At 62.3% G+C, this 13,265-nt stretch carries 11 protein-coding genes; 5 read left to right on the forward strand and 6 right to left on the reverse strand.

What is annotated here, in order from left to right; genetic code table 11:
• Positions 1-65 precede the first annotated feature (65 nt).
• The 4 genes from FHT08_RS14230 to FHT08_RS14245 are packed head-to-tail and all read right to left on the reverse strand — an operon-like array spanning position 66 to position 5,765.
• Entirely contained in the window at positions 66-1,196 is a 1,131-nt protein-coding gene (locus FHT08_RS14230; protein WP_166775499.1) for a hybrid sensor histidine kinase/response regulator, read from the reverse strand.
• Positions 1,193-1,780 (reverse strand): chemotaxis protein CheB, encoded by a 588-nt coding sequence (locus FHT08_RS14235; protein WP_039511445.1) that lies wholly within the window; start codon positions 1,778-1,780, stop codon positions 1,193-1,195. The genes FHT08_RS14230 and FHT08_RS14235 overlap by 4 nt, the downstream gene beginning before the upstream one ends.
• Positions 1,777-2,628: a CheR family methyltransferase gene (locus FHT08_RS14240; protein ID WP_343204155.1), complete on the reverse strand. Its 852-nt coding sequence runs from the start codon at positions 2,626-2,628 to the stop codon at positions 1,777-1,779. Before FHT08_RS14240 ends, FHT08_RS14235 begins: the two co-directional genes overlap by 4 nt.
• Positions 2,601-5,765 carry a response regulator gene (locus FHT08_RS14245; protein WP_166775501.1) on the reverse strand — a complete coding sequence of 1,055 codons (3,165 nt, stop codon included), beginning with the start codon at positions 5,763-5,765 and terminating at the stop codon, positions 2,601-2,603. The genes FHT08_RS14240 and FHT08_RS14245 overlap by 28 nt, the downstream gene beginning before the upstream one ends.
• Before the next feature lie 155 nt (positions 5,766-5,920).
• Between FHT08_RS14245 and FHT08_RS14250 the strand changes: the two genes are divergently transcribed.
• Both FHT08_RS14250 and FHT08_RS14255 read left to right on the forward strand, forming a co-directional pair.
• Complete coding sequence (locus FHT08_RS14250) at positions 5,921-7,084, forward strand: PAS domain-containing sensor histidine kinase (RefSeq protein ID WP_104538224.1); 1,164 nt, start codon at positions 5,921-5,923, stop codon at positions 7,082-7,084.
• Positions 7,077-7,445 carry a response regulator gene (locus tag FHT08_RS14255; protein WP_166775502.1) on the forward strand — a complete coding sequence of 123 codons (369 nt, stop codon included), beginning with the start codon at positions 7,077-7,079 and terminating at the stop codon, positions 7,443-7,445. Before FHT08_RS14250 ends, FHT08_RS14255 begins: the two co-directional genes overlap by 8 nt.
• A gap of 96 nt (positions 7,446-7,541) precedes the next feature.
• Here the strand turns inward: FHT08_RS14255 and FHT08_RS14260 are convergent, their stop codons facing one another.
• Together FHT08_RS14260 and FHT08_RS14265 are read right to left on the reverse strand one after the other, a co-directional pair.
• Positions 7,542-8,891 (reverse strand): glycoside hydrolase family 16 protein, encoded by a 1,350-nt coding sequence (locus FHT08_RS14260; protein ID WP_166775503.1) that lies wholly within the window; start codon positions 8,889-8,891, stop codon positions 7,542-7,544.
• A 419-nt stretch (positions 8,892-9,310) separates the two neighbouring features.
• Positions 9,311-9,583 carry a DUF2798 domain-containing protein gene (locus FHT08_RS14265; RefSeq protein WP_104538221.1) on the reverse strand — a complete coding sequence of 91 codons (273 nt, stop codon included), beginning with the start codon at positions 9,581-9,583 and terminating at the stop codon, positions 9,311-9,313.
• 135 nt (positions 9,584-9,718) lie between these two features.
• Here FHT08_RS14265 and FHT08_RS14270 point away from each other — a divergent pair, with 135 nt between their 5' ends.
• From FHT08_RS14270 to FHT08_RS20055, 3 genes are all read left to right on the forward strand, one after another.
• On the forward strand, positions 9,719-10,654 hold the full coding sequence (locus FHT08_RS14270; RefSeq protein ID WP_166775504.1) for a LysR family transcriptional regulator: 936 nt from the start codon (positions 9,719-9,721) through the stop codon (positions 10,652-10,654).
• A gap of 418 nt (positions 10,655-11,072) precedes the next feature.
• Entirely contained in the window at positions 11,073-12,314 is a 1,242-nt protein-coding gene (locus FHT08_RS20050; protein WP_243849047.1) for a reprolysin-like metallopeptidase, read from the forward strand.
• Positions 12,293-13,261 (forward strand): ricin-type beta-trefoil lectin domain protein, encoded by a 969-nt coding sequence (locus tag FHT08_RS20055; RefSeq protein WP_343204156.1) that lies wholly within the window; start codon positions 12,293-12,295, stop codon positions 13,259-13,261. Before FHT08_RS20050 ends, FHT08_RS20055 begins: the two co-directional genes overlap by 22 nt.
• Positions 13,262-13,265: the final 4 nt, after the last annotated feature.

Here is a 13,265-nt window from a genome sequence, read left to right on the forward strand (position 1 = left end):
GGGCTTCGACCAAGCAGCACGCGCTGCCGGGCGCTGTGGCGGACACTCCGATGCCCGACCTGCGATTACGCGGCCAGGTTGTGTCGCCGCAGCACGGCCTCAAACACCACTTCGCCGTCTTCGTTGCGCGCCTGCAACGTACCACCGTGCGCCTTGACGAATTGGTCGGCGATGAACAGGCCCAGACCGAGCCCCTGGCTGGCATGGAAGCTGGCCTTGAACGGCTCGAACAGGCGCGGCATCAGACTGTCCGCGATGCGCCCGGCGTTGCGTACCGACAGCCGCAGCGTGTCGCGTTCGCGTCCGTCCAGGTGCACCCGCACAGGCTGGTTGCCGCCATGCAGCACCGCGTTGCCGACCAGATTGGACACGACCTGTGCCAGGCGATCGCCATCGCCGTCGCCGTCCAGATCGCCTTCGGTACGCAGGTCGATCGGCGTGTGCGGATTGGCCTGGGCCACCTCGCCCACCACGCTGTGGGTCACTTCGCCCAGATTGCAGGGGCCGAACTGCATCGACAGCCCGTCGCTGCGCAGGCGCGAGAAATCCAGCAACTGTTCGACCATTCGCGCCATGCGCCGCGCGCTGTTTTCCAGGTGATCGAGCGTGCGCGCGGCCGAGCCGTCGGCGTCCACATCCAGGCTGAGCTTGTCGGCGCACAGCAGGATCACCGACAGCGGCGTGCGCAGGTCGTGGGTGAGCACGGCCATCATGGTTTCGTTGAGGGTGAGCGCGCGTTCCAGCGAAGCGTTGCGCGCCTTGAGCAGGCGCCGCTGCTGGTACAACTCGATGAACACATTGACCTTGCTCAGGATCACGTGCGGCTCGATCGGCTTGTGCAGGAAATCCACCGCGCCGGTTTCGTAGCCCTGGAACGCGCGCATCGGATCGTTCGGCGATGCGGTCAGGAAAATGATCGGCACATGCCGGCTACGCTGCGAGCCGCGCATCAGTTCGGCCAGCGAAAAGCCATCCATCTCCGGCATGTGCACATCCAGCAGCGCCAGCGCCACGTCGTGTTCGAGCAGCAGTTCCAGCGCCTGTGCGCCGGACGCGGCGCACAGCACCTGAAGGCCGTCGCGCTGCAGCAGCGCTTCCATCGCCACCAGATTCTGCGGCACGTCGTCGACGATCAGCAGCTTGGCGGGTTCATCGCCGTTGCTGTGCGCAGCCAGGCCGGTCGCGGTGAGGTTCATGGGTGAAAGGCTTCCAGTCGGCTGCAGATCGCCTGCAGGGTGAGCACCGCATCGGCGCCAGCATAGGCGAGAGCGGAGGCGGGCATCAGCGGTGAGGCGGCATCGTCGGGGCGCTGGATCCAGGCGGTGCCGCCGACCGCGCGCACCGCCGCCACCCCGGCGCTGCCGTCGCTGCTGGCGCCGGTGAGCAGAATCGCCAGCAGGCGCTGGCCGAAGACGTCGGCGGCCGATTCGAACAAGGGATCGATCGCCGGGCGCGAGAACAGCACCGGTGCATCCATCGACAACGCCAGGCTGTCGCGTGTTTCCACCAGCAGATGGTAGTCGGGCGGGGCGATGGTGACACTGCCGGCAAGCAGCGGCTGCTTGTCTTCGGCTTCGCGCACCGGCAAGGCGCAGCGTGCATCCATCAATTCGGCAAGATGGCTGGTGCGGTCGCGCGGCAGATGCAACACCACCAGCACCGGCATCGGCAGGTCCGCAGGCAGGCTGGACAACAGTGCCTGCAAGGCCATGACGCCGCCGGCCGAGGCACCGATCACCATCGCGTCGAACTGCGCTGCCGCCGCGTGCATGACATTCATGCCGCCGCCTTGCGGAACAGGCGCTGCTCGCGTGCCACGGTCTCGAATGCCTGCGCATGCGCACCGAACTGCAGCGATTCCTTGCTGCCCAGGCCCAGAAACCCGCGATGCACCAAGGCATCGTAAAACAGGCCCACTGCACGGTCCTGCAGGCTGCGGTTGAAATAGATCAGCACGTTGCGGCACGACACCAGATGCACTTCGGAGAACACCGTGTCGGTGGCCAGGCTGTGATCGGCGAAGACGATATTGCGCTTCAACCGGCGATCGAATACCGCACCATCGTAGGCGGTGGTGTAGTAGTCGGAAAGCGAGCCGCGGCCGCCGGCCTCCAGATAATTGCGACTGAACTGTGCAATGCGGTCGATGCTGAAGGCGCCGGCTTCGGCCATGCCCAGCGCTTCGGGATTGATGTCGGTGGCGTAGATCACCGCTTTTTCCAGCAGGCCTTCTTCGTGCAGCAGAATCGCCAGCGACCAGACTTCTTCACCGGTGCTGCAGCCGGCCACCCAGAGCTTGATCGAGGGATAGGTGCGCAGTACCGGCACCGCATGCTCGCGCAAACAGCGGAAATAGGCAGGGTCGCGGAACATCTCCGACACCTGCACGGTGAAGAACTGCATCGCCTGCGCAAACGTCTCCGGCTCGTGCAGCAGGCGATGCTGCAGATCGGCCACGCGTGCGCAATCGAAGCGTCCCATGGCGTGGCGCATGCGTCGACGCAACGAGGACACCGCGTAATCGCGGAAGTCGTAGTGATAGCGCTGGTAGACCGCTTCCAGCAGCACCCGCAGCTCCAGATCGAACAGCTCCACTGCAGTCATTGCCGCGAGCACCACACCCGGCACAGCGACACCAGCTTGTCCACGTCGATGGGCTTGGCGATGTAGTCGTTGGCACCGGCCTCAAGACAGCGTTCGCGATCGTCGGCCATGGCCTTGGCGGTCAGCGCGATGATCGGCAGATCCTGCCACTGACGATTGGCACGGATCTGGCGCATCGCAGTGAGGCCATCCATCTCCGGCATCATGATGTCCATCAGCACCAGGTCCACTTCGTGCCTGGCCAGATGTTCCAGCGCCTCGCGGCCATTGCGGGCGATCTGCAACGTCACGCCCAGCGGTTCGAGCACGCTGGAGAGCGCAAAGATATTGCGCACATCGTCTTCTGCCAACAGCACGGTGGCGCCATCCAGCACCGCATCGCGGCGGCGCGCTTCGCGCAGCAGGCGTTGCTGGTCGCTGGGCAACGAGGCTTCCACGCTATGCAGGAACAGCGTCACTTCGTCGAGCAGGCGCTCCGGCGAGCGCACGCCCTTGATGATGATGCTCTTGGAATAACGGCGCAGGCGTTGTTCTTCGTCGCGTGTGAGTGCGCGCCCGGTGTAGACGATCACCGGCGGGAACGCGACCGCATCGTTGCCGGCCATGCGTTCGAGCAGGTCGTAGCCACTGCCGTCGGGCAGCGCCAGATCGGTGACCATGCAATCGAAGGTGGAGCCGGCCAGTTGCTGCATGGCTTCGGCAATGCTGCCCACCGCGACGATTTCCAGTTGATCGCGTGCCAGCAGCAGTTCCAGGTTCGCACGCAGTGCGCTGTCGTCTTCGACGATCAACAAGCGGCGCACGGCGCGTGCATTGGTGTCTTCCAGCTGGCGGATTGCGCCGGCCAGCAGCTCGCGCGTGGCCGGCTTGATCAGATAGCCCACCGCACCGAGTTCCAGCGCAATCTGGCTGCGCTCCATGGCCGAGACCACATGCACCGGGATGTGTCGCGTTGCCGGGTCGCGCTTGAGCCGCTCCAGCACACTGAGCCCGGAGGCATCCGGCAGGCCGATGTCGAGCAGAATGCCGCTGGGGCGCAGGTCCGCTGCCAGCTGCAGCGCTTCTTCGGCGCTGGGCGCCACCACGCAATCGAAGTCCAGCTCATGCGCCAGGTCGACCAGGGCCTGCGCAAAACGCGTGTCGTCTTCCACCGCCAGGATCAGCCGGCCCGGACGGGTGCGTTGGTCGCGATCGTCCTCGGCGCGCTGCAGCGGCGGTGTGGCGGTTGCCGGAATCGGCAGCGGCATTTTCGTGGATGCCACCGCAGCGCGCTCGCCAAGGCGCGAAGCCATGGCCATGCCGCTGGCGGGCTGCGACGACGGCGTGGCGCCGATCGCTACTGCGCCCGCGTTGGCCTGCGCTACCGTGACCGGCTCGGTCGGTGCGCCGTCGATCGGCAACTCCAGCGTAAAACAACTGCCGCGTCCCGGCTGGCTGTCCACGCGGATGCTGCCGCCCATGCGCTGCGCCAGGTCGCGCGAGATCGACAGCCCCAGGCCGGTGCCGCCATAGCGACGGCGCGTGCTGCCATCGGCCTGACGGAACGCTTCGAAGATGATCTCGGTCTGTTCGTGCGCGATGCCGATGCCGGTGTCGTTGACCTTGAACAGCACCCGGCCCGGCGTGTGCGACTGGATCGACAGGCTGACGTTGCCGTGTTCGGTGAACTTGATCGCGTTGGCCAGCAGGTTTTTGAGGATCTGCTGCAGGCGTTGGCTGTCGATGACCAGTTGCGTCGGTGCGTCGGATTCGGCAGCCAGCTGCAACGCCAGGCCTTTCTGGCGCGCCAGCGGCTCAAAGGTTTCGCGCAGGCGCTGCAGTACCGAGTTGGTGGCGACGGTTTCGTCGGCCAATTCCACGTGCCCGGCCTCGATCTTGGACAGGTCGAGAATGTCGTTGATCAATGCCAGCAGGTCGTTGTTGGACGACAGGATCGCCTGTGCGTATTTCACCTGCTCGGGGCTGAGCGTGCCGTCCTTGTTGTCCGACAACAGCTTGGCCAGGATCAGCGCGCTGTTGAGCGGAGTGCGCAACTCGTGCGACATGTTGGCCAGAAACTCGGACTTGTAGCGCGAGGCAGTGGACAACTCGTTGCTGTTGCGCACCAGCTGGTTCTGCGCAACCAGCAAGGCCTGCTTCTGGGCCTCCAACGCCTGGGTCCGTTCCTCCAGCTGCACATTGGTCTGTTCCAGCTCGGCTTGCTGCAGTTCCAGATCGCTCTGCGATTGCTGCAGGCTGCGGCTTTGCTCCTCCAACTCCTCGTTGGCCACGCGCAGTTCTTCCTGCTGGGTCTGCAGTTCTTCGCTCTGACGCTGGGTTTCTTCCAGCAAGGCCACCAGCTGCGCGCGCAGCAACGCGGTGCGCAAAGCCAGGCCGATGTTTTCGCCGCAGCGTGCGAGCAGTTCTTCTTCGCGCGTGCGGGCAGCGCCCGGCGCAGCGGCGCGGCCCAGCTCGAGAATGCCGATCACCCGCCCATCGGCGACGACCGGTGCCAGCAGCAGCTCCTGGCAAGCGCTCCGGCCCAGGCCCGAGGCGATCTGCAGATGTCCGGCTTCCACACCGCGCACCCGGCGCACCGTGCCGCCACGCAAGGCCTCGCCGAGTTGGCCGGTATCGGTGGGCAGTGTCTTGGATACATCGGCCGGCAGCGCGGCGCCGCCGGTCAGACGCAGGCGTTCGCCCTCGATGCGATACAACGCGCCGACCTGCGCATCCAGCGTGTGGCACAACGCGCGCACGGCGGCATTGGCCAGATCGTCCGGGCTGTGATCGCCGCGCAAGCTGGCTTCGATCGTGTTCTCGGCCTGCTGTAGCCACAGCGCCAGTTCGGCCTGACGGCGCGCACGGATGGCCTGCATCACCACCAGCGCCATCGCCAGGAACGACACCCCGCCAATGCTGCGGTTGACCGAGGAAAAACTCGAATTGGTACTGGCCGGCGCCAGCTGAAAGCCGATTGCGACCAGCACGCACGACAGTGCGGCGACCACCAGCGGTGCCTGCACGCGATTCTGGAACACCGTCACGCCCACGGCGACAAAATAGGTCAACCACACCGCGTAGCCGAGCGGCGTGATCAATTCCACGCCGAGCGTTCCTGCCATCAGGGCCCCCGCGATTCCCCACACCCAGCGGTCGCGTGTGGTCGAGATGTTCTGCATAAAGGCACGGACCGGACTGGAAGGGCGGTCATGGTAGCCGATAATTTTCACGCGCAAATCGCCGGTATCTTGACGCCTGCAGCCGGGTCGGCTTGCACGCGGCCTTCACGCACTCGTCACTATGGTCGCGCGCTTTTCCGGGGGAAAGTCGCGTGATGGATGCGCAAACGGCCGTCGGCAGTGCGGGGCCGCTTTCTCACGACAGCCGGCAGTGCCAGCTGTTGGTGCAGAGCGTGTCCGATTATGCGATCTACATGCTCGATACGGGCGGCCATGTGTGCAGCTGGAATCCCGGGGGCGAGCGCATCAAGGGGTATACCGCTGCCGAGGTCATGGGGATGCATTTCTCGCGCTTCTACCTGCCCGAGGATGTGCAGCGCGGCGAACCGGCCCGCAATCTGGATACCGCCAGACGCGAAGGACGCTTTGCCACCGAAGGCTGGCGGGTGCGCAAGGACGGTCGCCGCTTCTGGGCAAGTGTGGCGATCGAGCCGGTGCTGGAATTTGGCGTGTTGGCCGGGTTTGCCAAGGTCACCTGCGACATCGACCAGCGGCACCAGGCGCAGCAGCTGTTGCAGCAGGCGCAGCACGCCCTGCTGCAGTCGCAGAAGGTGGATGCGCTGGGTCGCCTGACGCTCGGCATGGCGCACGATTTCAATAATCTGCTGACGGTGATGGCGACCAGCCTGGATCTGATCGCGCTGCGCGCCGGCGACGACGCGCGCACGCGCATGCTGGTGGAGGCGGCGCAGACGGCAGTCGATCGTGGCACCTTGCTGACGCGCCAGCTGCTCGCCTTCGCGCGCGGGCAGCGGCTGATTCCCGAGCGCCATGGCGCCAACGCGGTGGTGACACGCTCGCTGGAACTGCTGCGGCGTGCCTGCCCGGCCGGGCTGGCGCTGTCGCTCAAGTTTGCCGAGCAATTGCCCGATATCCGCGTGGATCCCGGCCAACTGGAAGCGGCCTTGCTCAATCTGGTGTTCAACAGCTGCGATGCCATGCCCGGTGGCGGCAACATCGTGCTGGAAACGGCGCGACAGCAGCGTGTTGCGCCATCCGATCCGCATGGCCGGCCGCGCGGCTACGTCAGCATCGCCGTGCGCGATGACGGCCCCGGCATGTCTGCGCATGTGGCGCAATGCGCCAGTGAGCCGTTTTTCACCACCAAGGACGTGGGCAAGGGCTCTGGCCTGGGATTGAGCCAGGTGTATGGCTTTGCGTCCCAATCCGGTGGCTTCGTCGAGCTGGACACCGCTCCGGCTTGCGGTACCAGCGTTACCCTGTTTCTCCCGGCCATCGAGGAGGCTGAGCATGACTGAACCCCTGCGTCTGTTGATGGTGGAAGATCAACAGGAATTGCGCGAACTGATCGGCGAGGCGCTGCGCGATGCAGGCATCGCCGTCGAAACCGCCGACGACGGCCACAGCGCCTTGCGCATGCTGCGCGAGAGCGGCCCCTATGATGTGGTCTTCAGCGACATCCGCATGCCCAACGGCATGTCGGGCATTGAACTGAGCGAACACGTGGCGCAGCTGCTGCCGCAGGCCCGGGTGATCCTGGCCTCGGGGTTTGCAAAGGCGCAATTGCCGCCGCTGCCGGCGCAGGTGGATTTCCTGCCCAAGCCGTATCGCCTGCGTCAGCTGATCGAGATGCTCAAAGGCGTTGCAGCCAACGCCTGAGCGTTGGCTGCGTGTGTCATGCGCTACACACACCTCTGCACGCAGTTGCGCGGCAGCCGTGCGTCGCGCTGACGGTGCGTCAGGCGCCTACGCCGCTCAACGGCTTTGGTAGTACACCTTGTCGATGGCGATCTCCACCGGTGCGGCGGGTGGATCGGCCACCAGCATGAACATCTGTTTGACCGCCTGCAGATCCAGATCGTAGAACGCACTGAAGGGAATGCTCACCTCGTGCCAGGCGCCATCGCGCACCAGGCCGTACTGATTGCCGCCTGCGGCAAAATCCACCCAGCTGTCGCCAAAACTTGTGTTGATGCCGATCTTGAAGGTCGACGGCGTGGTGGTTTTCAGGTGCAGCTTCAGCGTACCGCCGGCATAGGCGGCCATGTTGCGATAGTCGGTCTGGATGCCCAGGCCATACCAGGCACCAGCGTTGGCGCGGTATGCCATCACGTTGCGGCCTTCGAACGGCGCCTGCGCAATCGGGGCGAGGTTGTTCCACAGATACAACTCGGCATCCTGGCCCAGGTTCAGCCGCCCGCTGGTATCGGTCTGCTCGGTGAACACGCCAAAGCGCCCTGCGGGCGCCGCGTGTTGCGCGCCCACGTACAGCTGCGAACCGGGGTTCTGATACAGGCGGATGTAATCGATCTCCATCCTGCCGGGCAGCGGCGCGGTCACCGCCGCAGGCGAGGTGATGCCGGTATAGGCGCCTCCCACGGCGAGATTGAGCAGTAAGTACTGCTGCTGATGGAATTCGTGCAGCGAGGCGCCCTCGATGTTGGAGATCGCAAACTCGAAGTACTGCTGGCCGTCGATCGACACGCGGATGAACTGCGGGTCCCAGCTCATGCGGTACACATGGAAGTCGCCATGCAGATCCACCGGGCTGGTGTAGCTGGTGTCGTAGTCGGCCTGCTGGCCGTTGTAGTCCCAGTGCACGGCGGCGCCGATACGGCGATTGGCGCTGCCATTGGCGATCGCCGCTGCCATGCCGGCTTCCATCAGGTCGATCTCGCCGCGACCTGGCCACACGCCGATGGTGCCCAGCATCCAGTACGCCGGCCACAGCCCATTGCCCACCACCGGGGTCTTGATGCGCGCTTCCAGCGTGCCGTACTTGAAATGCATGCGGCCTTCGGTCTTGAGACGCGCCGAGGTGAACGGCATGCCCTGGAACGCTTCGCGCCGCGCTTCGATCACCAGCCGGCCGTTGTCGATGCGCGCGTTCTCGGCGCGGCTGGTGTAGTACTGCATCTCGCCGTTGCCCCAGCCGCACAGGCCGATCTGGCAGCCGTTGCCGACGTCGTAGGTCCACTTGTTGCCGTCGATGCCGGGGCCGTCGAAGTTGTCCTCCCAGACCAGGGTTTGCGCGTGTGCGCCTGGTGCCATCGTCACTGCCCATAGCAGGGCCAACTGTACAGCGACACTGCGTAGCGTGTTCATTGCGTACGTCTCCGAAAAGTGGACCGACGTCCATGGAGAAGTGACGCTGCGCAGCGGCTACTTCAGTGTCAAAGCAATTGTGTGGCGCGTTTCAGTTCCGTGGCGCTCATTCCGGAATAGTCCAGCATCGGCATGACGGTGGTCGCAGACTACATGCGGCGGATGTTGCGTGGCAGCAGCTGGCTGCGAATGTTTCGCTGCGGGCGCGATGGCATCTGCGGCGTCCGGGTCAATGCGTTCAAGCCGGGAGATGGTCCCATCGCCAACGCATGCACGCCTTGGCAGGCTTCGGACTGGCTGCCGCGCAGGGGATGCCACCGTGGCAGGCAAGCCGCGTGCTGCTGCACATCGATGACCTTGCAAATGCACCATCACGATGGCCTGCGGCAGCTTGTCGAGCATGCTGGCGCATGCCTGGCTCAATGCCCTGCGTGCACCGTCCACGCCACCAGCCGTATCACCAACGGTCGCACCACCATCACGCAGCAGAACGCGGTGGGCATCGCAATACGGTAGGCGTCCAGCACGCGCCACAGGTAGCCAGGGGCAAGCCCGGTATTGGCGCCGGTGATCACCAGGCACATCAGCAAGGCCATGATCGCGGCCATGTAGAACGCAAACACGAACGGGGTGGTGCGCACGCCGAGTTTCCAGCGCGGGCGCACCAATGGGGAGGGGGGAGATGACGACATGCAATGACCTCGGTTGCCGCGAATCGACGCGATGGGCAGCACTGTAGAGAGGCCACCGCTGGCGGGGTAGATCGCGTAGCCTTGCGGCTTACGTAAGAAGAAATTACGAATCGTTTGGCAATACTTGCCTAGCCAATGAACATTCTTCAGTCCATCCGTAGCTTTGTCAGCACTGTCGATGCCGGTAGCATTGCCGGGGGCGCCAAGTTGCTGGGGATCAGTGCGGCCGCGGTCAGCCAGAACATCGCGCGTCTGGAACAGCACCTGGGCGTGCGTCTGCTGCACCGGACCACGCGCAGTATGGCGCTGACCGAGCGCGGTACCTTGTACTTCGAGCAGGTGCGGCAACTGGAGCGGGACCTGGAACGCGCGCGGCAATCGGTGGCCGGGCCGCAACAGGCGCCGGCGGGGCGCTTGCGGGTGGCCAGCACTGCGGCCTTTGCGCGGCACGTGCTCGCCCCGATGCTGCCGGCCCTGCGTCAGCAGTACCCGCAGCTGGAGATCGAGCTGTTGTGCACCGACCGGGCCGTGCAGCACGCGCAGGAAAACGTGGATGTCAGCCTGCGCATCGAGGCGCAGCTGGAAGACGGCCTGGTGGCACGTTGCATCGCCCAGGTACCGCTGGTGGTCTGCGCAGCACCCGATTATCTGGCGCGTTGCGGCACACCGCAGACCGCCGACGACTTGAAGTACCACGATTGCCTGCTGCTGCGTTACCCGGTCGACGGGCGCTGCCTGCCGTGGAATTTCGTACGCAATGGCGTGCGCTTCCAGCCGGAGCTGGGCAAGGCAATGGTCAGTGACGATATCGATGCGCTCGCTACCATGGCCGCTGCCGGCGGCGGTATCGCGCGGCTGGCCGCCTATGTCGTGCAGCCTTACCTGCAGCGCGACGAGCTGCAGCCGCTGTTTGTCTCCGATCTCGGCAGCACCGCCCAGGCATTGCCGGAGCCGCTGCGGATCTACCTCTGCGTGGCCGACCGCCGCGACTTTACCCCGAAGGTGCGCGCCTTCATGGAGCACGTGCTCGAACGCCTGCCCGTGCAATGGGGTACTGCGAGTCAACGTTGAGATCCACGCAAAATTGAGCGCCCATCGCTGTGTGGTTGCTCGTGCGTCTGCGGAGAAGGCAATGCAGCTCCTGCGAGAACGATACGCGGGCTTAAAAAGTGCCCGTATTACAGTGCATTGGCTAATGACACAAATGCGTGGCTTCTATACCTGATATGCATCCGTACTGACGTCTTGGCGAGGCTGAAAAATGTCTCAAGCAATCTGGGCCGGGGCCGATAAGAAGTGAGACGCTGCTGATACGGGGCTAATTTGCTTGTTCGGCGGCGCATGGTGAACAGCGTGCAATGGAAGAGCTCGTAAACAAGAGGTGCCGCGCGGGGATGGGAATCATCCGATGGATCGGGCATTTACGAGTAGGGCCTTTTGATGTTTGACGGATCGGCCGAGCAGCTTGCACGGCAGATGGGGAATTGTAATGTTAAAGAAGAGCGCATTGGTTGTGGGGTTGTTTGCAGGTGTGGGTCTTGGGGGTTTTTTCTGGAATAGTCCGGCTGAGTCTCCGCAACGCAGCGCTCTCCAGGCTACGCCTGCTGCTTCTGGGTCGAAGATGGTGGCTTCTAAAGCAGGTCGTATGGCCGCTGTAGTTGTGAATAATAGTTTGTTCGACTATCCGGATAGCGGGACCTTATTAAGTTACGAAAGCCGGAAGCCTGAAAAGAAAGAAGGCCCCTTTGACCTATACCCCGTCCACCTGAGTGAATCATACGCACTACGCGCTGTGCTCGAAGGAACCATGAGCATCATGTCGCCTGACGGGGCCGAGCTCAACATGGAGTACGTTCGTCACACACATGGAAAAAACGGCAATTGGACGTGGGTTGGCCGCCTTCCTGGTGCTGGAATTGGTGAAGAGTCGGTTATTACCTTCGGTAAGAATGCAGTCTTTGGTTCCCTCGGATCCAGTGGCGGAAACGTATATAAAATTTCAACGATAGATGGTCGTCCTTACGTAATGGCAGCGACCGTATCTGCAACGCAGGCTGCGAAGCCCAGTCGAAAAAGCGACTCGCGCGAGCTGCTTGCATCCGTTACTGCCAAGCTTCAACCGCAGGTGGCCTCAACGGGTTTGATACCAGGTTATACTAGCTTGCAACAAGTAAATGCTGATGCCGGTACCACTGCGACGAATTCGATTGATTTGTTGTTGGGTTATACAACTGGGTACAAGGATTACCGCGGCGGGGAGTCTGCGGTTGAGACTGCACTTACTAACTTGGTAGAAGAGGCGAATCAGGCGTTTGCGAACACTACAATCAATACTCGCTATAGATTGATTGGTACACTTGAAATTAATTATACCGATAAAAACTTGAATTCTCAGGCCTTGAGTGAAGTAACTGGAATTACTGCTTCTAATGCAGCATTTCGGCCTCTTCGTCAGCTCCGAGAAAATGTTGGTGCCGACCTTGTTGCCGTCGTGAGGCGGTTTTATGAAGTGCAAGAAAGCTGCGGGGTTGCTTGGCGTAACGGTACGACAGACTCCCGGTATGCGTACGCGGAGGTTTCGGACGGCATTGATGGCGGATTCTACTGCACGCCCAGCACTCTTGGTCATGAATTGGGTCACCTGCTGGGTTCAGGGCACACGCGTGAAGCGGGGATGAGACGGGCGAAAACTACGGTTACAGAAGCGATGTGGATAGCTTTCACACTTTGATGGCTTATGGGGTCAATGGTCAAAGAGAGGTAAATATTTATTCATCGCCTTTGATCGCCAACTGCTATGGCCGGCCCTGCGGTGTCGCGCTTGAAGCTGATAATAGGAATGCCTTTGACTCTACAATTCCAAAAATTATTCAATTCCGTACATCCAGTGTGCCTTTTGACGATTTGAGCTCGCCCGGCCAAATTTCTGGTCCTTCTGGCAGATGTTTGGATATTCCTGGTGGCTCCACGCAGAACGGATCAGGCATTCAGGTCTGGAGTTGTAATGGTTTTTCGCAGCAGAAGTGGTCTTTGCAGCGTAGTGGTCGCTCTCTGTTGTCGAACTCAGCTGGGAAGGTTTTGGATATTGCGGGCGTAAGCTCTGAGAGCGGTGCGCCGTTACAACTTTGGGATTCGTTGAATAGTAAAAATCAGGCCTGGTATTTCTATAACTCCTCGATTATCGCGACCGGTGGAAAAGTTCTTGACGTGTCTGGTCCGTTATCTTCGAATGGATCTCAGTTGCAAACTTGGGATAATCTACGGGGCAGTAATCAGGTTTGGATGTATTCTCCTCGCACTGGTCAAATTCAAGTGTCTGCAGGTCGCTGCTTGGATGTTGCTGGATTTGACAATACCCCGGGAGCGGTTGTGCAAATATGGGATTGCGCACAAACAAAAAATCAGGTGTGGACGCTTGGAAAAAAAGGATCCATTCGTGGGTTTGGTGGCAACTGCCTGACGGTCCTTGGAAATTTGAATGCAAATGGTTCACGCGTGGTAATGGCGCAGTGCAACGGCGGTAGCGCTCAGGCCTGGCGTATTCGTGGAGAAATACGCAGCGAGCTTAATGATAAGTGTCTGGATGATTCGGCGGGTGGGCAACGTAACGGTGCCCGTGTTCAAATGTGGCAGTGTCTTGGAAATTCGAACCAAACTTGGGAGTTGCAGCCCAACTAATAGG

Origin of the sequence: Xanthomonas sp. CFBP 8151, assembly GCF_011761885.1 — a bacterium.
Classification (GTDB): domain Bacteria; phylum Pseudomonadota; class Gammaproteobacteria; order Xanthomonadales; family Xanthomonadaceae; genus Xanthomonas; species Xanthomonas arboricola_B.

Coding starts and splice junctions, on each gene's coding strand:
- FHT08_RS14230 (WP_166775499.1), bottom strand. CDS start 1,196: ATGAACCTCACCGCGACCGGCCTGGCTGCGCACAGCAACGGCGATGAA.
- FHT08_RS14235 (WP_039511445.1), bottom strand. CDS start 1,780: ATGAATGTCATGCACGCGGCGGCAGCGCAGTTCGACGCGATGGTGATC.
- FHT08_RS14245 (WP_166775501.1), bottom strand. CDS start 5,765: ATGCAGAACATCTCGACCACACGCGACCGCTGGGTGTGGGGAATCGCG.
- FHT08_RS14250 (WP_104538224.1), top strand. CDS start 5,921: ATGGATGCGCAAACGGCCGTCGGCAGTGCGGGGCCGCTTTCTCACGAC.
- FHT08_RS14255 (WP_166775502.1), top strand. CDS start 7,077: ATGACTGAACCCCTGCGTCTGTTGATGGTGGAAGATCAACAGGAATTG.
- FHT08_RS14260 (WP_166775503.1), bottom strand. CDS start 8,891: ATGAACACGCTACGCAGTGTCGCTGTACAGTTGGCCCTGCTATGGGCA.
- FHT08_RS14265 (WP_104538221.1), bottom strand. CDS start 9,583: ATGTCGTCATCTCCCCCCTCCCCATTGGTGCGCCCGCGCTGGAAACTC.
- FHT08_RS14270 (WP_166775504.1), top strand. CDS start 9,719: ATGAACATTCTTCAGTCCATCCGTAGCTTTGTCAGCACTGTCGATGCC.
- FHT08_RS20050 (WP_243849047.1), top strand. CDS start 11,073: ATGTTAAAGAAGAGCGCATTGGTTGTGGGGTTGTTTGCAGGTGTGGGT.